This is a genomic window from Pseudactinotalea sp. HY160, assembly GCF_009372055.1.
Classification (GTDB): domain Bacteria; phylum Actinomycetota; class Actinomycetes; order Actinomycetales; family Beutenbergiaceae; genus HY158.
Genome location: NZ_WHMT01000024.1, coordinates 15681 through 37120, shown reverse-complemented (window position 1 = coordinate 37120; position 21440 = coordinate 15681). Strand labels below are relative to the sequence as shown.

Below are 21440 nucleotides of genomic sequence, written 5' to 3'. Positions count from 1 at the left end.
GGCGAATACACCGGTCCGAGCCCGCGGGGACCTTGGCCCCGGGCACCGGCGGGGGCACGATGGAATCGGGACTCGGTCGTGCTGGAGCGTGGCAATGGAACGTGAAGAACACCGGCGGCGCGCCGTGGGCAGTGAACCGTCGAGTCGAGTTCTGCATCGCATGTGGTTGTACGGCGGCATCGTGGCCGCCGCACTCAGTGCCGCGGCGGCGCTGACCTACGAGTTGTCCCCGTGGCCGCGGGTGTGGATGCTGCGCCTCATCAGCGAGAACGAGGCGGACCCGGTCGCCACCACGACTCCGTACGTGCCGGACGACATCGATGCCCGGCTCGATCTCGTCTACGACCCGGCCGAGCCCGCCTGTCGCTTCGACGTCTACCGGCCGCGGGGCGCCGGGCCGCTGCCCACGGTCCTGTGGGTGCACGGCGGCGGGTTCGTGCAGGGCCGCAAGGAGCGCCGGCGTCCCTACCTCGAGGTGCTCTCCTCCCACGGCTTCACCGTGATCGGCCTCGAATACACCACGGCCCCGGAGGCCGTCTACCCGGCCCAGATCCATCAGCTGCGCCGGGCGGTGCGCTACGTCGTGGAGCACGCGGCCGACCTCGGTGTCGACCCCGGCCGGCTCGTGCTCGGGGCCGACTCCGCCGGGGCGCACATGCTCGCCCAGAGCGTCCTCGCATCGACCGATGCGGACTACGCCGCCTGGACCGGCCTGCCGAGGGTCGTCGACCCGGGCCGGCTGCGCGGCGCGGTGCTGGCCAGCGGCACCTACGACATGCGGGCCTCCTACGCGATCCGCGCGGTGTACGGGCTCTACGCCTGGTACGTGCGCACGATCGTGTGGGCCTACACCGGCACGCGTCGATTCCCATCCGATCCCCGGTTCGAGCAGGCCACGATCGTCGACCACGTGACCCGATCGTTCCCGCCCTCGTTCATCAGCTCCGCCCCGCGGGACCCGCTCGGCCCGCAATCACGAGACCTCGCGCGGCGCCTGCGCGCGGCCGGTGTGCAGGTCGACGAGGTGGTCCTCGACGAGGACTCCCCCTCCGGGCACGTGTTCGAGTTCGACCTGAGTAACCCCGATGCGCGCACGACGATGATCCGGCTCGTGGCCTTCCTGCGGCACGTGACCGGCGCGGACCACCGGGACGGGGTGAGCGATGGCTGGCAGGCGGCGCACCCATAGGGGTGCCGCACCCGAGCGGTGAGGAGACCATGAACGCTGCGGTCGACCAATCATGCATAATTCATGCAATCGCGGTAGGTTGGGCGCATGAGCACCGAGATCGTGCAAGTCCGGGATGTCGCGTCCGAGGACGCGCAGATTCTGCGCGCACGTGCGAAGGCCCGGAACATGTCCCTGTCCAGTTACCTTCGCGAACTGATCCACGACGATGCCTCACAGCCTGTGATGGCGGAGATACTGGCGCGGATCGCCTCCCGCGAGCGGATCGAGGTCGGCACCGAGGAGATCCGCTCGTTCATCGAGGACGGCCGGCACTGACATGACCGTCGTCGATGCCTCGATCATCGTTCGACTCCTGCAGAACCGGCAAGGGGATTCCGGGCTGCGGGAACGCCTCGGCCGTGAGAAGCGGGTCCACGCGCCGGCGCTCATCGATGCCGAGGTGGTGTCGGCGATCCGCGGACTGCTGCTCACCTCCAAGCCCTCGATCCGGATCACCGTCGAGCGCGCCGAACTGATGCTCGACGACTTCGCGGATCTGCCGTTGACGCGATACCCGATGCAGCCCTTTCAGCGGCGCGCACTGGCGCTGCGGGACAACTACACCGCCTACGACGCGTTCTACGTGATCCTGGCCGAATCGCTCGGGGTGCCGTTGCTCACCGATGATCGAAAATTCGCCGGCGCGCCCGGGCATGTGGCCGTGATCGAGACGTGGCTGTAGCGTCTGCGCGCCGATGCGCCCTGATGTGACCTGCTCTGCCCTGATGTGCGCCGCGGCAGGTGGCCGGGCGGACGAACCCTGAACGCCTACCCGGGCGGCGGCTCCTCGTCCCCCAGCGCCCGGTAGAGCGGGCGCAGCGCGTCGACGATCGGCACGTTCCGCACCGAGATCCCCACCTGCGGAAGCTGGTCGAGGAGCGCCTCGGCCGGAGCCGCGGCCACCGAGCCGGGCGCCACCCGGCCACCGGAAGAGTAGAACGAGGCGAGGCACGCGGCGAGGGGCGCTGCGTCGTCACCACGCTCGATACGGTCGGCGGCCACCGCGCCCCCACGCGCGCAGCTCAGCGCCGCGAGCAGTTCCTCGCGGTCGCGGCCGCGCCAGGCGAGCACGAGGAACGGGTCGGTGTCGAAGGCCTCGGCGAGCAGGTAGAACGTGGCCGCCAGGTGCTTGCACGGCACGGCGACGTCCGGGCAGGAGCAGTCCATCGACAGGTCGCGCGCGTTCGCGGGGAACAGCGGGAGTTCCGCCGCGGCGAACACCTCCTCGATATCGGGGGGCATCTCGCCGGCGAGCAGCTTCGCCGTGAACCAGGCATCGCCCGCGAGGCGGTCGACCACGCCCGCCCATTGTGCCTTGTCGAAGGGCGTCAGCCCGATGCGCACCCGGTACGGCCGGGCGCGGCTGCCCTGCACGGTCGCGGTCACGGACCCGGGGGCGATGTCGAGGTCGAGCACCTGCCCCTTGCGGGCGTAGGTGCGCCCGCGCGCGAGCCGCCCGCCCACCCCGAGGGACTCGAGCACGTCGATGAAGCGCTCCGACCACCAGGTTCGGGCGATGGCGCCGCGGGTGCTGCGGGCCTTGATGCCGTCGGCGGGGCGGGGCCGCGAGGGTGGGTACCAGCTATTCACCGATCGCCTCCTCGGACAGGGTGAACACGCGCCGCAGCTCCTCGGTGGACAGGTCGGAGATCCAGGACTCCCCGCCACCGACCACCAGGTCGGCCAGTTCCCGCTTGCGTTCGATCATCTCGTCGATCCGCTCCTCCAGGGTGCCGGCACAGATGAACTTGCGCACCTGCACGTTGCGCCGCTGCCCGATCCTGAAGGCCCGGTCGGTCGCCTGGTTCTCCACCGCCGGGTTCCACCAGCGATCCAGGTGCAGCACGTGGCTCGCCGCCGTCAGGTTGAGGCCGGTGCCGCCCGCCTTGAGGGAGAGGAGGAAGATCCCGGGGCCACCCGGGTCCTGGAACCGCTGGACCAGCTCATCGCGCCGGAATCTCGGCGTGCCGCCGTGCAGGTAGAGCACCCCGGAGCCACCCGCGCCCGGGGAGCCGTAGGCCGCGGCCAGGTGCGGCAGCAGCATGTCTGCGAATTCGGTGTACTGGGTGAACAGCAGCGCCTTCTCCCCCGCGCCGATGATCTCGGCGAGGATCTCGTGCAGGCGGGCGACCTTCCCGGAGCGCTTCGCGACCGGGGAGCCGTCGTGCAGCAGCTGGGCCGGATGGTTGCACACCTGCTTGAGCTTGGTCATCGTCGCCAGCACATTGCCGCGGCGGGCGATGCCGTCGGCGGCCTCGATCTTGGGCATCATCTCGGCCACGACGCTCTGGTAGAGGGAGGCCTGCTCGCGGGTGAGGTTGCAGTACTGCTTGATCTCGATCTTCTCGGGCAGGTCCGGGGCGATCTGCGGATCGGTCTTGAGCCGGCGCAGGATATAGGGGCGGGTCACCTGCCGCAGCCGGGCGGCCGGCTCGGTCAGGCCCTGCCGCTCGATCGGTTTGGCGAAGCGGGTTCGGAACTGCTCGATCGAGCCGAGGATGCCCGGATTGAGCAGATCCATGATCGACCACAGCTCGGCGAGCTTGTTCTCCATCGGCGTGCCCGTGAGCGCCACGCGGTGACGCGCGTCGAGCCGCCGCACGGCCTTGCCCGCGCGCGTGAGGTGGTTCTTGACGGCCTGGGCCTCGTCGAGCACGAGCCGGCCCCAGTCGTGGGTGGCGAGATCGTCGATATCGCGGGTGGCCGTGTGATAGGTCGTGAGGACGACGTCGCAGCTCGCCAGCCGCTGCGCCAGCGCCTTCCCGCGTGGCCTGGTCGGGCCGTGGTGGGCGTAGAGGGTGAGTCCGGGGGCGAACCGGGCGGCCTCGCGCTGCCAGTTTCCGATGAGCGACATGGGGCACAGGAGCAGCGTGGGCCCCGACTCGGGGCGCTGGGCGCGGGCGTGCAGCTCGAGGGCGAGCAGCTGGATGGTCTTGCCCAGGCCCATGTCGTCGGCCAGGCACGCGCCCAGGCCGAGGCCGTCGAGGAAGCTCAACCAGGCCAGCCCCCGCTCCTGGTACGGGCGCAGTTCGGCGTGGAGTCCCGGGGGCGGGCAGACGGGGGCCAGCGCCGTATCGGCCGTCCCCTCGAGCAGATCGCCGAGGAGGCCGGAGGCGTGGACGGCGGTGACCGGCAGCGGTGCCTCGGCGTCGTGGTGGCTCGCGGCCAGGGCGAGGATCTGGGCGACGGAGTGCTGCGGGCCGGCCTCGCGCCGGCGGGCGATGAACTCCAGCCCGAGGCGGATCTGCTCGGCATCGACGGCGACCCATTGGCCGCGCAGGCGCACGAGCGGTTCCTTCGCGGCCGCCAGTGCCGCGAGTTCCTCCTCGCTCAGGGTCTCCTCGCCGAGCGCGAGGCGCCAGTCGAAGTCGACGAGGCTCTCGGCGGTGAGCATGCCCGCGCTCACGCCGCCCTCGACCTGGGGTGCGGCCGTCGCTTTGAGTCCGAGCCGCCTGCGCTGCTGCCACCAGGACGGCAGGAGCACCCCGAAGCCGGCCTGGTCGAGCAGGTCGGCGCGGTGGGCGAGGAAGTCGTGGGCGCCGGTCGCGTCCAGGTCGAGCGCGACGGGGCGGGCGCGGCGCAGCGCCGCGGCCAGGTCGGGGTAGACGGTGGCGGCCCGGCCCAGTTCGGCCAACAGGAGTTCGTCGGGCCGGTCGAGCCAGCGGGCCAGGCCCTCGCCCCCGTCCCAGACCTGCGAGGCCGGCACCATGAGGGTCGGGTCCTCGGCCGACTGGAGCCAGAATTGCAGCCGCCAGCGGGCGCCCGGGGCGCCGCCTGCGGGGCGAACCCCGGCGGCGGATCGCTCGAGGCCGTCGTCGTCATCGTCGTCGTCGAGGCCGCCCAGACCATCGAGGCCATCCAGACCATCGAGGTCGTCCTCGAGGTCGTCGAGCGACACGAGCCGGAACGTCGCCCGGGCCCGGCCCGGTGCCCCGGCCCCGAACTCGTCCCAGGCCGCGAGCGATGCCGCGAGCCGCTCCAGATCGCCCGCCTCGGCCGTGAACTCGCCGTCGGCGGTGCCGAGGGCATCGAGCCAGGCCTCGGCTGCGGGAATCGTCTTCGGGAGCCGTCCGCGCCGGCGAGGCACGCCCGCGAGCCCCGGGGTTCCCGTGACCTCCAGCCGCGCCCGCACGGCCGCGTCGGTGAGTTGGTCCAGGGCGGACTCGACGAGCGTGGCCGGATGCCGACCCGTCAGGTCGGCGGGGTCGGCCACGACGGCCCGGCCCACCGGCGGGAGCGTCGAGACCAGGCCGGCCACGGTGCGCGCATCCGGGCCCTGCTCGACGGGACGCCACCACGCGAGGCCGCGGGCGTCGTCCATGAGCGAGACGGTGGGAAGCACACGGCCGCGTTCGGCCAGGTCCCGGGCGAGGGCCGCGACCTCGGCCAGGTGCCACACCGACTCCCCGAGACGGACGTCGTCGAACGGGTCGTCGACGTCCAGGTCGAGGAACGCGAGCGCGGCCACCGGATCGAGGATGAGGATCGGCACGGTCCAGGCGGTCAGGGCCGGCTCCGTGCGCGGCGCCGGCCGCGGCCGCACGCGCACCACGTCGGGCGAGTCGAGCGGGGCGGTGAGGAGTGAGGGAAGCGCCAGCGTGGCGGTGTCCGTGCCGCCGCCGGTTGTCGTCGCTGTGAGACCGAGTGCCTCCGCGAGCACGGCCGCATCGGCCGCGAACGGGTGCGTCCGGGCGCTGCGGCGCGCCTGACTGGTGCTCTTGACGGCGCGGGCGCTGTCCTCGCCCCACAGGCACAGGCCGCGCTCGGGTGACCAGAACGCATGCAGGGCGTACAGGGCTGACTCCTCGATCGGCTGGGACGATCATATCGGCCACCGCGCAAGGCAGGACTGCGACCAGGGCCCGGCGGCTCGGCCTCTCGCATCGCCGACACCAGGCGCTCCAGCAACTCGATGAGAGTGGCGTAGTCGCGGGCGGGCAGCACGGCCGAGGCCCGTTCACGGATCCGGCCGACCCGCTCGCCCGATTCGTCCCGCTCGGCCTCTCCCGCGTCGGTCAGCCGCCGGCCACGGCGGGCGCCAGGTCGGCGGCGTGTTCAAGGCGCCCGGCCTCGGCGCGGTCGCGGTGACCGCCCCCTGGGTGCACCCGGTCACGGGCCGGCCCTGGACGGTGAGGTGAGCGAGCCTATCGAGCAGGTCAGGTCCGCTGCCGGGCGTTGATCCGTTCGGCGAAGACCGGCGCCCCGGGCCCACGCAGATCGGTGAGCGCGTCGGGTCGTCCGGCGATGGCCATGAGCAGCGCCTCGGCCGGACCGGCGACGTCGGGCCCGGATCCGTGCTCCCAGTCCAGGTCGTCGGCGACCAGGTGAAGGCCGGCCGCATCCCTGCGGCTGGGCAGCTTAGGCGATCGGAGCGCGAATTCCAGGGCGGGCCGGAGGCGCTCGGGAGGCACGGTCCGGGGGCGGTCGAGGGCACGGCGGATGTCCTGGTGATGGATCAGCCCGTCGGTGAGCCCGATGGCGCCGCCGAACCACGAGGTCAGACCGGTCGGCACCAGGTGCGCGCGCAGGAACGCCGACAATTCGACGGGGGATCGCCGCGCGTACTCGGCGCGCCCCACCTCGTTCGGTCCGCCGCGGCGCCGGCCCTTGAACCGGCGCGCGATGATCCCCGCCGGCCCGAGCTCCTCGTAGCTGACCACGTGGGCGACCACATCGTGGACCGACCAGCCCCGGCACAGCGACGGCGCCGCCCACTCCTCGGGCGTGAGGGTGTCGAGGAGCTCCGCCAAGTCGGTGCGCTCGGCGAACGCGAGGCACCGCAGGTCGGGCCGAGCGGTCGTGCGGGCGCTCACGATGCCACCGCCAGCACGCGGTAGCGCTCGAGGAAGGTGGGCCAGCCCGCCTCGGCCTCCAGATCCGCGCCGTAGCCCGACCAGCCGTCGCCATGCCGGTCGAGGTGGCGATGGTGCAGTTCGACCCGCGTGGTGTCGGCATCCAGCTTGGTGAAGCGCACCTCCACCTCACTGGTGCGGGCCGGACCGTGTTCGGGGCGCCACCGGCTGTCGATGTCCCAGCTGAACACGAGCCGCTCGGGCGGTTCAAAGGCGAGCACGCGGGCCCACCGGCAGACGCTGCCGTCGATGCCGCGATCGTGGATGGACCCGCCGACCCGGCCCTCGAGCACGGTCTCGGCGATGTCGACGTCGAGGAGGTTGTACGAGCGGGGTTTGATCCGGTCGAACTCCTCGGTGAACACCTCGAAGGCGCGGCGCTGCGGCACGTGGATGATGATCTCGAACTGCAGGGACGTGGCCCGGCCGGTCGTGCTCATGATCGCTCCCCATTCCGGTGATACTCGTCCTCGGCGACACGCTTGAGGTTGTCCAGTGCCTGGCGCCAGAAGTTGTCGAGCTCGCGCCTCAACGAGTCCAGGCCGTCCAGCCGGGCGGTGTAGATGCGCCGGCGTCCGCTCGCGCGCACGTCGACCAGACGAGCCTCCAGCGGCCCAGTACGTCCCACCAACCGGCCGAACGCGAGGTTCTGCGCAGGTGAGCGGCGTGTACCCGCACAGACTCTCGCGTTCGAGTGTCGAACGGCGTCCGGTCCTCAGGCCGAGACCCGCGCCTTCTCCAGCACCTGCAGGAAGGCCTTCATCCAGGTGCCGTTGTCGGGCCAGGCACGCGAGGTCACGAGGTTGCCGTCGACCACGCCGCCGCCGTCCTCGAACACTCCGCCGGCGGTCGTCACGTCGACTGCCAGTTCCGGGTACGCCGCGGAGGTGCGCCCGTCGAGCACTCCCGAGGCGGCCAGCAGCAGCGGGCCGTGGCAGGTCGCGGCCACAGGGATGTTCCGCTCGAAGACGTGCCGGACGATCCGCTGCGCCTCCGGGTTGTTGCGAAGGTACTCGGGCGCCCGCCCGCCCGGCACGACCACGGCCACGTAGTCCGCGGGGTCGACGTCCCTGAGCGCGACGTCGGCCTGGCAGGTGTGCCCCGGCTTCTCGGTGTAGGTGTCGAACCCGTCGACGAAATCGTGCACGACGAACTGGAGGGTTCGCTTCTCGGGTGCGCCGATGTGGACCTCGTACCCCGCCTCCTGCAACCGGTAGTACGGGTAATACACCTCGAGGGTCTCGGCGGCGTCGCCGGTGATGATGAGGATCTTGTCGGTCATGGTCGCTCCTTTCACAGCGCCGACCTCCAGTATCGTCTCGATCACGCCGCCTGGCACCTGTGTGGGCCGCGCCGGTTCCGACGTGGCAGGCCTTGTCACTCGCGCGTCACCGCTCGCCCGCCTGCTGTCGATCAGGGGCGCGCCGAGGCACGCATGTGAGCACGATGAGGGCCGCCGTGAACAGCAGCGCTCCGGTGAGCACGAACGCAGCCCGGTAGCCGGTGGCCGCCTCCACTCCCCCGGCGTTCGGACCGGCGACCGCAGCGACGACGGTTGCCAGTGCGGCCAGGGCGAGACTTCCGCCGACCTGACGGCTCGTGTTGAGCAGTCCGCTCACCATGCCGGCGTCGTCGCGCTCGACCCCGGCGGTGCCCATGGTCAGGGTCGGCGCGAGCGACAGTCCCAGCCCGATCGACGCGGGAACGGTGGCGATCAGAAAGGTGAGGTATCCCGATCCGGGGCCGAGTCGCCCGAACGCCGCCATCCCCGCCGCGGCCACGACGAGTCCGGCGGTGAGCACGAGGCGGGTGCCGTACCGCTCGAGCAGCCTCGGGCCGGCCGACGTGGCGATCGCCATGCATGCGAAGAACGGCAGGAAGGCCAATCCCGTGATCACGGGGTCGTAGCCGAGGACCTGCTGCAGGCTCAACGACCCGAAGTAGAACCCCGAGATCATGGCCGCCCCGATGAACGCGAGCACGACGACCGCGAGCCAGACCCGGCGGACTCGCAACACCGACAGGCGCACCAGCGGGGTGGCCGCGCGTGTCTCACGGAGGACGAATCCGGCGCCGCACAGAGCGGCGAGCAGGAACACCGCGAGGGTCACGGGATCGGACCACGTGCTCTCGGAGGCGTGCACGCAGCCGTAGACGAGCAGCGTCGTCGTCGCGGTCGCGAGCAACGCGCCCAGGACGTCCAGTTGCGCGTGCGCCCGTGCGCCGTGGCCGCGGATCGCGGTCAGGGCGAGGCCGGCGGCCGCAAGGACGATCGGGACGTTGATGAAGAGCACCCACCGCCAGCTGAGGTATTGCGTGAGCACGCCGCTGAGCAGCACTCCGAGCGCCCCGCCGCCGGTCGCGACCACGCCCCAGGCCGCCAGGGCCCGCCGCCGGCCGTGTGCATCGGGGAAGGCCACCATGAGCACCGTGAGGGAGACCGGCGACAGCACGGCGGCGGCGACTCCCTGGGCGGCACGGGCGGCGATCAGCTGACCGGGCCCGGTCGCCAGCCCGCCGAGCAGCGAGACCGTGCCGAACAACGCCAGCGCCGCGAGCATCGTGCGCCGGTGGCCGATCAGGTCCGCGAGCCGGCCGCCCAGGAGCAGGAGACCGCCGAACGTGAGCGTGTAGGCGTTGATCACCCACGACAGCGAACTGGAGGCGAAGCCGAGCGCGTCGCCGATACTCGGAAGCGCGACGTTGACGACGCTGATGTCCAGCACGACGAGCAGCTGGCACACGCACGCCGCGGCCAGGACCAGCCCCGGCCGCGGCCGAACGGGGCCCGTCGGCGGGGACGCCGGCGCCCCGGCCGGCGGGACGTGCGGCACCCACCGCGTCGGCACCGCTGTCGTGCTCGATGACTCTGCCATGCCGTGGCCTCCTGATTCCTGCTGTCTCCTGCTGTCTCCGACGTCACCGCGGCCCGGTTCCGCCGGGCGACGTCGTCAATACTGAACTCCCCGAATCGCCAAGACATCCGCCAGATGACGGCGTCGGCGACACATGCCGCCCGATGTTGCCGGCGACCGGCCCCGCCGCAGGACGTCACGCGCCCGACGCACCCGAGAGGTCCGCACGTGCGCCCGGCGCTCGCTGACATGGCACGGCATCCCACGTCGTGCCATCGTTTGATCGAGCTGCGCGGACTCGCCTCGTCGGTCCCGGAAACAAGCCACCGCGGCCCGGCCCCCGGAGAACGTCGACGAGTCGTTCAACGATCAGATGCGGGACTGGGCCCGGGAGCAGGGAGTCGCCGACATCGGCGACCGATGCCCGCGCGGCTGAGGTCCGCGGCGCCGGTGTGTCAGTGCGTGTCAGTGCGCGTCAGTGCGCGCGCAGTGCGAGCGTCAGGCCGACCGCACCGGCCACGGCCGTCAGTGTCCGCGCAAGGTTCCAGGCCATCCAGCCGGTGTAGAAGCGCGACCAGACGGCGCCGGCGTCGACCGCCTGCAGGTCGATCTGCATGAGCCGGTCGTTGTGCGGCACGTGGTAGCCGACCAGGATCGCGACGCTGACCAGGTAGAGTGCGGCACCGGCGATCTGCCACCACGCCGCCGGATCGCCGAGGTGGCGGAGCCCGGCGATCAGCACGAGCACGCACAGCGCTCCGGCGCCGAACAGCACGAGCATGAGCAGCCGACTGGCCGGGGCGGCCTTGTTGATCGAGTTCATGGCCGCGATCGCCTGTGGGGGCGCCAACGGCCGGAGACCGGGCATGATGAACGTGGAGAAGGCGAGATAGACGCCGGCGCCCAGGCCGGCGCCGATCGCAGCAGCGACCGTCAGTGCCCGGGTGAGTCCCTCCATCATCGGATGTCACCCGCCCTCGCGGCGGGGTTCCACACGCCGGATGCCGCCGACGAACGGGCATAGTCCGCGAAATCGCGGGGCTCCCGCCCGAGCACGCGTTCGACGTCGTCGGTCAGGTACGCGTTGTGACCGTCCAGCACGCGGCCGAACAGGTCCGTCAACGGCCCGACCTCCTCCGCGGGCACGCCCGCCCCGATCGCCGCACGGGCGTATTGGTCGGGCGTGAGTGGCCGGTAGTCGATCCGCCGTCCGGTCGCCCGCGTCAGTTCCGCGGCGGCGTCGGCGAAGGTGAGGAGCCGCGGCCCGGTCAGTTCATAGGTCCGGCCGGCGTGCCCATCCCGCGTCAGGGCCGCAGCGGCGACGTCCGCAAGGTCGTCCAGATCGAGGAAGGGCTCGGCGACGTCACCGGCCGGGAGCGCGATCTGCCCCTCGAGCACGGGCTCGAGGAGGAAGTATTCGCTGAAGTTCTGGGCGAACCAGGCGGACCGCAGCACGGTCCAGGTGGCGCCGCTCTCGCGCACGGCGTCCTCGGCCGCAACGGCCTCGGGTTCACCCCGCCCGGAGAGCAACACCAGCCGGCCCACGCCCCCGGCGCGCGCGGCGCGAACAAGGGTGGCGATCCGTTCCGATGCACCCGGAAACGAGATGTCGGGATAGAAGGTGATGTAGGCCGAATCGGCGCCGTCGAGGGCGGCGGACCAGCCGGCCTCGTCGTCCCAGTCGAATGGGATCGGGCCGCGGCGCGAGCCGACCTTGACCGTCTCGCCGAGCCCGCGCAGCCGGGCCGCGACCCTCCTGCCGGTCTTTCCCGTTCCGAACCGATGATCAATGTAGTACTCATGCGCTCCAGTGAATCCGTGGGCAACGAGATGCACCATGTCCGAAACGCTCGACGGCATTCGCCGGCGTCTACAGTGGCGGAATGGATGCCCTGGCCGGATTTCTCACCGGTCCACGAGCGGTGGGCGCGTTCCTGCTCCGTACCCAGATGGACCCGCCGTGGGCGCTGCGTATCCGCGACGAGGCGCCGCTGACGATCCTGTCGGTCGTGCGCGGGAGCGGATGCATCTGCTTCGACGATGCGGCCCCGCACGCCATCGACGCGGGCGATACGGCGATCGTGCGCGGCCCGGACCACTACACGGTGGGCGATTCCCCCGGCACCGCCCCACAGGCGATCATCGGGCCCGGTGAGTCGTGCACGAGCGTCGACGGAGGCGACGTCTCCGAATCGATGAATCGCGGCGTTCGCACGTGGGGGAACAGCACGTCCGGCACGGTCGTGCTGCTCACCGGCACCTATACGGGCGACGGCGAGGTGAGCCGCCGACTCCTGCACGCGCTCCCACGACTGATCGTTCTCCGAGGCGAGAACTGGGACTGCCCATACGTCCGGCTGCTCGCCGAGGAGGTCGGGCACGCTCACCCGGGGCAGGGAGCAGTGCTCGACCGACTGCTCGACCTGGTCCTCGTGACCGCGCTACGCACGTGGTTCACGCGACCGGAAGCGCGCGCTCCTGCGTGGTACCGGGCACGCACGGACCCGGTGGCCGGGCCGGCCCTGCGGCTTCTGCACAACAACCCGGCCCATCCCTGGACGGTGTCCTCCCTGGCCGGTCAGGTCGGAGTGGCTCGGGCGATGCTCGCGCGGCGATTCACGGAGTTGGTCGGTGAACCCCCGATGGCGTTCCTGACCGGCTGGCGCCTGGCACTGGCCGCGGATCTGCTGCTCGAACCCGATGCCACCGTGCAGGCGGTCGCGCGGCGCGTCGGGTACGGCAGTCCGTTCACCTTCAGTTCGGCGTACAAGCGACGCTACGGCCTCAGCCCGCAGAACCACCGGGCCGCCCGCCTGGCCGGGTGAGCGCCGGCCCCACACCGCCGGGATGACCCCGGAACTCGGCATCACCCTCCGGGTGGACCACAGGATCCGCCAGGTGGCCGATGCAGCGCACCGGCGTGGCGCGCCACGCTGATTCACATGGCGCGTCACCTTCTCATCGGACCCCCGATCGCGGCGATCTCGTGAGCGAGTCGATCCTGAGTCTCGTCCACGAGGTGGTCTCGTCACCGTGGGTCTACGCCGCGCTGTTCGCACTCGCCGCGCTCGACGGGTTCCTGCCGATCATCCCGGGCGAGACGGCGCTCGTCGTCGTCGCGGTCTACGCCAGCTCGGGGGATGGCCAGCTCGCGCTGGTGATCCTGGCGGGGGCGGTCGGCGCATTCGCCGGCGACCACGTCGCCTACCTCATCGGGCGCCGGTCGATCGGGCGGCTGCGCACAGGTCTGCGCTCGGGCGGCCGAGGCCGCGCCGCATACGACTGGGTTCATCGGACCCTGGCGCGGCGGGGCGGGCAGGTGCTGCTGGCCTCCCGATACGTGCCCGGGGTGCGCACCGCGACGACCCTCACGATGGGCGCGGTGGGCTATCCGCTCCGCCGGTTCTCGGCCGTCGACGCCGCCGCAGCCGTGTTCTGGGCGGGTGGCTGGTCGCTCCTGGGCTACCTCGCCGGCGCGACGGTCGGTGACGATCCCATCCGCGGCCTACTCCTCGGGCTCGGGCTCATGCTCGCGGTCACCGCGCTCGGCGAGGCCGGACGCCGCATCTGGCGCGCGCGCCGTCCTCACACACAAGCCATAGAAGCGACAGAAGCCGTAGGACCTACAGGAGGCACAGGAGGCACAGAGGAGCCGCGGCTCCTCGTCCACCATTCCTGCGGGCCCACCGGCGGACGATAATGAGGCGATGGATTTCGCACCCGCACGGGAACTGGTGCGCGACCTCGGCCTGACGGCTTCGGCGCTACCGCAGATCTCGGGCCCGCGCCCGGCCCCGGGGTTGGCGTCGCCGCTGGCGGTGACCGATGGTGCACTCGCGTCGGTGGCGGCGTGCCTGGCGGCGGGCGCGGAGTTGGCGGTCGCCCGCACCGGGCGCTATCCGGCGATGGACGTGACCACCGCCCACGTCGCGGCGGCCGTGCGCGCTGAGGCATGGCTGCGCGATCCTGCCGGGCGGCCCCTCGCCGGCTTCGCTCCCCTATCGCGCCTGTGGCCGGCCGCGGACGGGTGGGTGCGCACGCACGCGAACTATCCGTGGCATCGCCGAGCGCTCCTCGAGGCGCTGGGCGTGCCCGATCGCGATGACGACGAGGGCGTCGTCGAGTGCGTCGGCCGAGCGATCTCCGAACGGTCTGCACTCGACGTCGAGGCGGGTGCATACGCGGCGGGCGGGCTGGCCGTCGCGGCGCGGACCGCGGACGAATGGCGTGCGAGCGACCCCGGCAGACACGCGGGCACGGGATCCGTCGTCACCGTCGAGCCGCTCGGCGCGGCGAAGCCGCTGCCCGGCGCGGCCCGCCTGCCCGCCTCGGGAGTCCGGGTCCTGGATCTCACCCGGGTGATCGCCGGACCGGTCGGAACGCGCATGCTGGGCGCACTCGGGGCCGACGTGCTCCGCATCGATGACCCTCGCCGCCCGGAACTGCCGCTGAGCGCGGTCGATGGCGTCGTCGGAAAGGCGAGCGCCGCACTCGACCTCGACACGGACGGCGGGCTCGCAGCACTCGACGATCTTCTCCTCCGCGCCGATGTCGTGGTCACCGGCTATCGACCCGGGTCGCTCCGGCGCTTCGGGCTCGACCCGGATCAGCTCGCGGCTCGACATCCCGGCACGATCGTCGTCACCCTCTCGGCGTGGGGAACGAGCGGGCCGTGGGCCGGACGGCGCGGGTTCGACAGCCTCGTCCAGGTCGCCTCGGGCATCGGGTGGGCGAGCAGCACGGACGGCGCCCGGCCGGGACGGCTGCCGTGCCAACTCCTCGATCACGCCACCGGCTACCTCCTCGCCGCGGGCACGCTCATCGCGCTCGCACACCGGGCCAGAGCGGGGCGGGCATCGCACGTGCGCCTCTCCCTCGCGCGGACCGCGGCCTGGCTGCTCGACCAGGGGGCCCGCGATGACCTCCCCGGGACCGCGCCGGCGGACGCGACGGCCTATCGGGTCCCATTCGGTGACGGCTGGAGCGGCATCTCCCCGCCGGGCTCGATCGATGGGGTTCCCCTGACATGGCCACACCTGCCGCCCAGATACGCCGGCGCCGCGCCGTCCTGGGGCTAAGGCCCACGCACGCGCGTCCGGCGCTCAGCCGGTCCCCTCACCCCTCGGCCCATCCCGCCGGCCGGCCGCCGAGCGCCGATCGGGGTCGACGAGCCCCTCGAGGAACCGGGCGATCACCCCGACCTCGTCGTCGTCGACGCCGGCCAACGCGCGGTGAAGAGCATCGGACTGTTGACGGTACTCGCCCGTGATGGCCACGAGCCGCTCCGCATCGACGTGGACCGTGACGCTCCGGCCGTCGTCACGCGACTCGGTGCGGTGCACGTAGCCGGCGGCCTCGAGCCGGCGAACGATCCGTGAGATCGAGGACCGCGGGGTGTGCATCGCCGCCGCGAGCGCGGACGGTGTCATCCGACCACCGGCCACGGCGAGGAGGTTGAGCACCTGCAGGTCGAGGACGTGCAGACCGACACGCGCCGCGACCTCGTGGTTATGCAGGACTCCCCCGGTGATCAGGGCGCGGATCCCCGCCTCGACGCGATGCACGGCACCTGGGCGACCCTCATCTAATTCCATATTGACACTATAATGTGGGCGCACTAGCGTCGCCGGCATGCGACACGCCACCGGAGAAGGCAATGGGCCCGGGCGATCAGAAGGTCGGCGCGTGGACAGACGCACGTTCCTCACCCTCGTCGGCGCCGGGGCCGCCGGCGTCGCGCTGGCCTCGTGCACCGGGGGCGGCGGCCCACCGGCGCCCGAACGCCCGTGGACACCGCGCACCCCGGTGCGGATACCGGACGAACTCCACCCGGACGACGGAACGTTCCCCCTGACCGTGCAGCGGGGCAGCACTGAGATCCTGCCGGGCACCACGACCCAGACCTGGGGCGTGAACGGGTCCTACCTCGGCCCGACCCTGCGCCTGCGCACGAGGGACCGGGTGACGATGCACGTGACCAACGGCGTCGACGAGGTCACGACGATGCATTGGCACGGCATGCTCCTTCCCGCGAGGATGGACGGCGGCCCGCACCAGCCGATCGAGCCCGGCCACACCTGGTCGCCGTCGTGGACGGTCGACAACCGGGCCTCGACCCTGTGGTACCACCCCCACCCCGACGGCGAGACGGCTCGCCAGGTCTTCAACGGCGTCGCGGGAATGATCATCATCGACGACGACGACACCGATGCCCTCGACCTGCCTCACGACTACGGCATCGACGACATTCCATGCATCCTCCAGGACCGAACGATCGAGGACGACGGCGAGATGCCCTTCGACACGGTGCCCAACTTCGGTCAGATGGGAACCGACGTCCTCGTCAACGGCACGCTGGGGGCCTACCTCGAGCTGACCCGGACCATCGTGCGGTTCCGCCTCCTCAACGGTTCGAACGCCCGCCTGTACAACGTCGGCTTCGCCGACGACCGCGAGTTCACCCTGATCGCCACCGGCCAGGGGCTGATGTCGAAGCCCGCACGGCTGTCGCGGTTCGCGCTCGGGCCCGCCGAGCGCGCCGAGATCGTCGTCGCCTTCGAGCCCGGTGAGCGGGTGCGGATGACCACCACCTCGGGATCCGAACGCATCGATCAGGGCGACCTGTCGATCATGGAGATCCGCGTCGGCGACGACGCGCAGCCGGGCACTCCCCCGCCCGCCGAACTGCCCGGACCCGCCCCGCTCGTCCCGTCGGCGGGTGCCAGGGTTCGCACATTCAAGCTGCAGGGCCACGATTCCATCAACGGCGAAGAGATGGACATGTCCCGCATCGACGAGGTCGTACCGGCCGGCGCGTTGGAGATCTGGGAGGTCGAGAACACGGTCTACTCGCACAACTTCCACATCCACGGCTGCGATTTCACCGTGCTGGACCGCAACGGGAAGCCGCCCGAGCCGTGGGAGGCCGGCCGCAAGGACACGGTGCACCTGCCCGACAAGTCCGTGGTGCGTGTCGCCGTCCAGTTCCGCGACTACACCGATCCGGCGGCCCCGTACATGTACCACTGCCACATCCTGCGGCACGAGGACGCAGGCATGATGGGCCAGTTCCTCGTGGTCGAGCCGGGCACGGAGGATTCGGTTCCCCGCGTGCTCCCCGCCGGGTAGATCTCCCCGGCTCGGGGAGGGAGATGCCCCATCCAGGGGGCGCCCGGCAAGCCCGGTCACGACCCTGGATGACACGGCATCCACGACACACGCACCCACCCGTCGATCCGATGCCCCGAGCACATCAGCCAAGGCCGCCACCCACGGCGCCGCCGGTTGGTCGCTCGGCTTCGCCGGGCCCAACATCAACCTCCAGTTCGCCGGCCTCGCCGGCGTCTGGGAGCGCGTCACCGTGCTCCGCGGTCAGGTGAGCACCGGGCCGCAGGACGAGTCGTGGGGTATGTGGGTCCGGCTACCGCTGCGGACCTCGCCATGACCATCCGAGTGGCGCTGGTCGACGACGAGGAACTCGTCCGCACGGGTCTGCGCATGACCATCGGCGCCGCGCCGGACCTGGCCGTGGTGGCCGAGGCGGACGACGGCGCGGAGATGGCACGCGGCCTGTCGAACGCCGAGATCGCGGCCGAGTTCATGGTGAGCCCGGAGACGATCAAGACTCATGCGGGTAACCTCCTCGCGAAACTCGGTGCCCGCGACCGGCCCCAGGCCGTGATCGCCGCCTACGAATCGGACTTCATCAACCCGGCCCAGGAGTGAGATCCCCGAGCCCGGGGACGTCCGTGAGCGAGTGGAGCCCGGCGATCAGCACGTCGAGACCGAACTCGAACCGTTCGTCCTCCGCGGGCCTGGTGAGTTGGGCGGCGAGCTGAACGGTGTGGGGAAAGCGGTCGCGAGACAACGAGGAGAAGTAGCGCTCCAGTTCGGCCGGCCACTCGGATCCCGCTCCGGACGCCCGGCGCCGCAGGTCGGCCTCGAACGCGGATGCGACCACATACTGGGAGAACAGGTCGAGCGCGAGCGCGGCCACGCGATCGGGGAGGCCACCGGCGCGGAGCACCGCCAGCAGGCACTCGGTGCGGTGCAACGCGTGCGGACCGCCGGGAGGCGTGCCGAGCGCGACCGCCGCGATCCCGGGGTGAACCAGCAGGGCCGCCCTCGTGTCCCGGCACATCTGCCGCAGCTGGTCGGCCCACACCGGCGGCCGTGCCTGCGGCGGCTCGGGCATCTCTCCGATCACGCGGTCGACGACAAGTTCCAGCAACTCGCCCTTTCCCGCGACGTGGGCGTACAGCGACGCCGGCCCCGTCCGCATCTGCTGGGCCACCGCACGGGTCGTCAGGGCGTCCGCCCCGTCACGCTCGAGCACCACGAGCGCCGCGTCGATGATCTCCTCCCGCGTGATCCGGCGCCTCCCGGCCCGCGGCGGCGTGCGCCACGGCGGCGTCGGAACCGCCCGCTCATCACTTCCGGATGCACCCGGACCCTCATCCACCTCGGCTCCTCCTCACGCACGGACACGACCAACGTACTACAGCACGAACATTGTTCTTGACAGTCGGCCGGACACCAGACGAACATTGATCGTGTCCACGATCGCCAGTCGTCAGGGAGCCCGACATGAACACAGACCACGACGCCACCGCCCTCGAGGAGGACCACCTCGCAGTCCACGAGGCCTTCGACCGGGTGATGGCCGCCTGGGGAGAGGACGCCGATGCCTATGGCGCCGGCTTCACCCGCGATGCGAGCTACGTCGTGTGGTTCGGTGCCCGATATCGGGGCCGTGCCGAGATCGTCGAGCAGCACCGCCCCCTGTTCGCCGGGCCGATGCGGGGATCACGCCTGGTCGGCCGGATCGAGGATGTGCAGTTCATCCACGACGACGTCGCCGTCGTGACCAGCTGGGGCGCCATCGTCCGCGGCCGGCGCACGGGCCGGCACGCGGGAAGGCACGGCCGCAAACTGCAGACCTGGGTGGCGGTGCGCAGCGACGATCGCTGGCGATTCGCCGCGTTCGTCAACACCAAGAGGCGCCCCCTCATCGAGACGATCGCCGCCCGAGCCGTGCCCGCACGATCGACCGAAGCCACGAACGCAGACCCACTCCGCAAGGGAGACCCGTCATGAAGATCCTCGTCATCGGCGCCGCCGGCCGGACCGGGCGCCACGTCATCGCGGAGGCCGCACGACGCGGCCACGCCGTCACCACCCTCGCCCGCCCACCCCACGACCTGCGCGGCACCCCCGGGGTGCGGGCGCACTATTCCGGGGATGCCGCCGATCCGCGGGCGCTCGCACCCGCACTCGCCGGGCAGGACGCCGTCGTCATGGCGGTCGGCGCGAGTTCGATCGTGCGGACGCTGCTGAGTTCGATGCCCCCGGCGGGCGTGCGCAGGCTGGTCATGACGAGCAGCCGCTCGGTGGTCGCCACCCGCCCCCGACCCGTACTGGCCATGGTCTGGCTGCGGTTCCGCTCCGCGTACGCCGACCTGGCCCGAGCGGAGGGCATGCTCGAGGGCAGCGGCCTGGACTGGACCATCGTGCGCGCGACGATGCTCTCCGACGGGCCCGCGACCGGGCAGTTGCACAAAGACTCGCAGCTCGATGCCACGGGTGGCGACTGGCGCCTTCGCCGCGCCGACTACGCGATCGCGCTTCTCGACGCGCTCGAGGACGATCGCCTGGTGCACCGGGCGATCGGCGTCTCCGGAGCGACGCGGGCCGAGCGCCACGCCGGCCCGTCACCCGCCCCCGCGGCCGACTGAGGCGGGCCGCGGGCAAAAACTGGTTGCGGGTCGGCGCCGGGTGAGCCTACGGTCTCGTCACGTGCCCGGCACCATCGCCCGAGGAGTTCCCATGAGCCGCACCCGCGTCCACAACCTACTCGTCTCGCTCGACGGATATGCAGCCGGCGACTTCGTCAGCCTCGATGCCCCGATCGGTGCGGCACACGGCCTATTCGACTGGTTCGACGGGCGCGTGATCCACGGCATCGACCGGGCGTCCGCCCCCATCACGCTGGATCGGGCACTCACGAGCATGTGGGCCCAGGGCATCGGCGCGGAGATCATGGGACGCCGCAAGTTCGGACCCCAGACGGGCCCCTGGCCGGACGACGGCTGGCGCGGCTGGTGGGGAGAGGAGCCGCCGTTCGAGACGCCGGTGTTCGTGATGACCCACCATCCCCGTGCCCCGATCGCCTTCGACAACGGCACGACGTTCGACTTCGTGGGCGGGTCACCGCTCGAGGTCCTGCGGCGAGCTCAGGAAGCGGCGGGAGTCCGCGACGTGCGCATCGGCGGCGGGCCCTCGACAGTTCGGCAGTTCCTGCAGGCGGGTCTGGTCGACTTCATGCACCTGGCGATCGTGCCGATCCTCCTCGGCGGCGGCGTCTCGCTCTGGGAAGGCCTGGGTGGAATCGAGGAGCAGTTCACCGTCGAGACGATCGCCTCGACGAGCGGGCTCAACCACCAGCTCTGGAACAGGGCCGAGCCCGCTTGAACCCTGCCCCACCCTATCCGGGGTCGCAATCGCGCGTCTCGGCGGGCATTCCCGCGCCGACGTGGGGCACCAGGGAGGAGAGCACTGCGAACACCGCGGCCATGTCCTCCCGGCTCGGTGTCGGCTGTGCGACGGATGCTCCGACGATCACCAGATGTGGCACCAGTGCGGCGATGCGCGCTTGCTTGGGATCGCCGAATTCCGACCCCCAAAGGTTGGTGAGCGCGTCGAGCCTCGCGGCATCTACGCGAGCCATCGCTTCCCGAGCGGCGGTATTCGTCGCCGCCCATCCGCGAACCGCCGACTCGATACGGGCGTCGTATCGGATGCTTACTGCAATTCGAGCCAGCGCCTGAGACAGGTCGAGATCGGCCACTGCTTCGATCAGTCGATGCACCTCGCCCACAGCATCTGCTTCGAACCGCTCGAGCAGAGCTCGGTGATACTTCTCAACACCGGCGAAGTGGTGATGGAACGAGCCCTTCGTCTTGCCGAGCGCCTCTGCGAGGGGATCGATGCGTACCGCGTCGATCCCGTTCGCGCGCAGCGCTGCGAGGCCTGCCATGATCCACTCTTCCCGTGCACTCATGCAGAAACCATACCACACCATACGGTATGGTATGGTTTCTGCATGACTCTCCTACCCGACCCGGTTTGGCCGGTCGCCGCCCTCGCTCTCATCTGTTTGTTCGACGGCTTACTCTGTTTGAAGCCCGTCCAGTTCATCGCCGACTGCTTCCGCGACGTGGGCTGGCCACGCCGCCTGTGGTGGATCATGCCGGTCATCAAGTTCGCCGCCACCGGTGGGCTCGTGGCCGGAATCTGGATAGAAGGGCTCGGCCTCCTCACGAGCGCTTGCCTGGTGGCCTACTTCATCGGCGCCATCGCCATGCACGTCCGCGCGCGAGACTTCGGCCGAAACCTGTTCCTGAACGCGTCGACGATGCTCGCGATCTGCGCCGGAGTGCTGATCTGGTGCTTTGCACTCTGACGAAAGCCAGAGAACCGCCCCTGTGTTCACTACGGACGTAG

24 protein-coding genes are annotated in these 21440 nt (G+C 71.2%); 12 read left to right on the top strand and 12 right to left on the bottom strand.

Going from position 1 to position 21440, the window contains the following annotated elements; genetic code table 11:
* The first annotated feature begins 160 nt into the window (after window positions 1-160).
* From GCG21_RS14850 to GCG21_RS14840, 3 genes are all read left to right on the top strand, one after another.
* A complete protein-coding gene (locus GCG21_RS14850) occupies window positions 161-1189 on the top strand; it encodes an alpha/beta hydrolase (protein ID WP_194165124.1) in 1029 nt (342 codons plus the stop codon).
* An 87-nt stretch (window positions 1190-1276) separates the two neighbouring features.
* Window positions 1277-1507, top strand: coding sequence for a hypothetical protein (locus GCG21_RS14845; RefSeq protein WP_152910453.1), 231 nt, complete (start codon window positions 1277-1279; stop codon window positions 1505-1507).
* A 1-nt stretch (window position 1508) separates the two neighbouring features.
* Window positions 1509-1913 (top strand): type II toxin-antitoxin system VapC family toxin, encoded by a 405-nt coding sequence (locus GCG21_RS14840; RefSeq protein WP_152910452.1) that lies wholly within the window; start codon window positions 1509-1511, stop codon window positions 1911-1913.
* Window positions 1914-1999: 86 nt separating this feature from the next.
* Here GCG21_RS14840 and GCG21_RS17380 read toward each other — a convergent pair whose 3' ends face one another.
* The 9 genes from GCG21_RS17380 to GCG21_RS14795 form a co-directional block, all read right to left on the bottom strand.
* The gene (locus tag GCG21_RS17380) at window positions 2000-2821 is read right to left on the bottom strand and encodes an SWIM zinc finger family protein (protein ID WP_370517547.1); all 822 of its coding nucleotides are present in this window, start codon (window positions 2819-2821) and stop codon (window positions 2000-2002) included.
* Window positions 2814-5891: an SNF2-related protein gene (locus tag GCG21_RS14830; protein ID WP_370517546.1), complete on the bottom strand. Its 3078-nt coding sequence runs from the start codon at window positions 5889-5891 to the stop codon at window positions 2814-2816. Before GCG21_RS14830 ends, GCG21_RS17380 begins: the two co-directional genes overlap by 8 nt.
* Window positions 5892-6387: 496 nt before the next feature.
* Window positions 6388-7044: a maleylpyruvate isomerase family mycothiol-dependent enzyme gene (locus GCG21_RS14820; protein ID WP_370517545.1), complete on the bottom strand. Its 657-nt coding sequence runs from the start codon at window positions 7042-7044 to the stop codon at window positions 6388-6390.
* A complete protein-coding gene (locus GCG21_RS14815) occupies window positions 7041-7523 on the bottom strand; it encodes an SRPBCC family protein (protein WP_152910450.1) in 483 nt (160 codons plus the stop codon). Before GCG21_RS14815 ends, GCG21_RS14820 begins: the two co-directional genes overlap by 4 nt.
* Entirely contained in the window at window positions 7520-7672 is a 153-nt protein-coding gene (locus GCG21_RS16405; protein ID WP_194165123.1) for a hypothetical protein, read from the bottom strand. Before GCG21_RS16405 ends, GCG21_RS14815 begins: the two co-directional genes overlap by 4 nt.
* Before the next feature lie 126 nt (window positions 7673-7798).
* Window positions 7799-8365, bottom strand: a complete 567-nt coding sequence (locus GCG21_RS14810) for a DJ-1/PfpI family protein (protein WP_152910449.1) — start codon at window positions 8363-8365, stop codon at window positions 7799-7801.
* 106 nt (window positions 8366-8471) lie between these two features.
* Window positions 8472-9959, bottom strand: a complete 1488-nt coding sequence (locus tag GCG21_RS14805) for an MFS transporter (protein WP_152910448.1) — start codon at window positions 9957-9959, stop codon at window positions 8472-8474.
* A 454-nt stretch (window positions 9960-10413) separates the two neighbouring features.
* Window positions 10414-10899: a DUF1772 domain-containing protein gene (locus GCG21_RS14800; RefSeq protein ID WP_152910447.1), complete on the bottom strand. Its 486-nt coding sequence runs from the start codon at window positions 10897-10899 to the stop codon at window positions 10414-10416.
* Window positions 10896-11777 (bottom strand): NmrA family transcriptional regulator, encoded by an 882-nt coding sequence (locus GCG21_RS14795; RefSeq protein WP_227993905.1) that lies wholly within the window; start codon window positions 11775-11777, stop codon window positions 10896-10898. Before GCG21_RS14795 ends, GCG21_RS14800 begins: the two co-directional genes overlap by 4 nt.
* A gap of 44 nt (window positions 11778-11821) precedes the next feature.
* Here GCG21_RS14795 and GCG21_RS14790 point away from each other — a divergent pair, with 44 nt between their 5' ends.
* From GCG21_RS14790 to GCG21_RS14780, 3 genes are all read left to right on the top strand, one after another.
* Window positions 11822-12763 (top strand): AraC family transcriptional regulator, encoded by a 942-nt coding sequence (locus GCG21_RS14790; protein ID WP_152910446.1) that lies wholly within the window; start codon window positions 11822-11824, stop codon window positions 12761-12763.
* Between the two features lie 161 nt (window positions 12764-12924).
* Entirely contained in the window at window positions 12925-13638 is a 714-nt protein-coding gene (locus GCG21_RS14785) for a DedA family protein (RefSeq protein WP_153878169.1), read from the top strand.
* A 7-nt stretch (window positions 13639-13645) separates the two neighbouring features.
* Entirely contained in the window at window positions 13646-15016 is a 1371-nt protein-coding gene (locus tag GCG21_RS14780) for a CoA transferase (protein ID WP_152910444.1), read from the top strand.
* 24 nt (window positions 15017-15040) lie between these two features.
* On the opposite strand, the gene GCG21_RS14775 is transcribed toward GCG21_RS14780, so the two are convergent.
* Window positions 15041-15532, bottom strand: a complete 492-nt coding sequence (locus tag GCG21_RS14775; RefSeq protein ID WP_194165122.1) for a MarR family winged helix-turn-helix transcriptional regulator — start codon at window positions 15530-15532, stop codon at window positions 15041-15043.
* A gap of 91 nt (window positions 15533-15623) precedes the next feature.
* On the opposite strand from GCG21_RS14775, the gene GCG21_RS14770 reads away from it, so the two are divergent.
* Together GCG21_RS14770 and GCG21_RS14765 are read left to right on the top strand one after the other, a co-directional pair.
* Window positions 15624-17066, top strand: coding sequence for a multicopper oxidase family protein (locus GCG21_RS14770; protein WP_370517544.1), 1443 nt, complete (start codon window positions 15624-15626; stop codon window positions 17064-17066).
* Between the two features lie 312 nt (window positions 17067-17378).
* Window positions 17379-17663, top strand: coding sequence for a response regulator transcription factor (locus GCG21_RS14765; protein ID WP_152910441.1), 285 nt, complete (start codon window positions 17379-17381; stop codon window positions 17661-17663).
* Here the strand turns inward: GCG21_RS14765 and GCG21_RS17375 are convergent.
* Window positions 17644-18399, bottom strand: a complete 756-nt coding sequence (locus GCG21_RS17375) for a TetR/AcrR family transcriptional regulator (protein WP_152910440.1) — start codon at window positions 18397-18399, stop codon at window positions 17644-17646. The two genes, GCG21_RS14765 and GCG21_RS17375, sit on opposite strands and share 20 nt — an antisense overlap.
* 125 nt (window positions 18400-18524) lie before the next feature.
* Here GCG21_RS17375 and GCG21_RS14755 point away from each other — a divergent pair, with 125 nt between their 5' ends.
* The 3 genes from GCG21_RS14755 (at window position 18525) to GCG21_RS14745 (ending at window position 20408) form a co-directional block, all read left to right on the top strand.
* On the top strand, window positions 18525-19034 hold the full coding sequence (locus GCG21_RS14755) for an SgcJ/EcaC family oxidoreductase (protein ID WP_152910439.1): 510 nt from the start codon (window positions 18525-18527) through the stop codon (window positions 19032-19034).
* The gene (locus tag GCG21_RS14750; RefSeq protein ID WP_152910438.1) at window positions 19031-19672 is read left to right on the top strand and encodes an NAD(P)-dependent oxidoreductase; all 642 of its coding nucleotides are present in this window, start codon (window positions 19031-19033) and stop codon (window positions 19670-19672) included. The genes GCG21_RS14755 and GCG21_RS14750 overlap by 4 nt, the downstream gene beginning before the upstream one ends.
* A 91-nt stretch (window positions 19673-19763) precedes the next feature.
* Window positions 19764-20408: a dihydrofolate reductase family protein gene (locus tag GCG21_RS14745; protein WP_152910437.1), complete on the top strand. Its 645-nt coding sequence runs from the start codon at window positions 19764-19766 to the stop codon at window positions 20406-20408.
* 13 nt (window positions 20409-20421) lie between these two features.
* Here the strand turns inward: GCG21_RS14745 and GCG21_RS14740 are convergent, their stop codons facing one another.
* Window positions 20422-20997, bottom strand: a complete 576-nt coding sequence (locus GCG21_RS14740) for a TetR/AcrR family transcriptional regulator (RefSeq protein WP_194165121.1) — start codon at window positions 20995-20997, stop codon at window positions 20422-20424.
* 42 nt (window positions 20998-21039) lie between these two features.
* On the opposite strand from GCG21_RS14740, the gene GCG21_RS14735 reads away from it, so the two are divergent.
* Window positions 21040-21399 carry a DoxX family protein gene (locus GCG21_RS14735; RefSeq protein ID WP_152910435.1) on the top strand — a complete coding sequence of 120 codons (360 nt, stop codon included), beginning with the start codon at window positions 21040-21042 and terminating at the stop codon, window positions 21397-21399.
* Window positions 21400-21440: the final 41 nt, after the last annotated feature.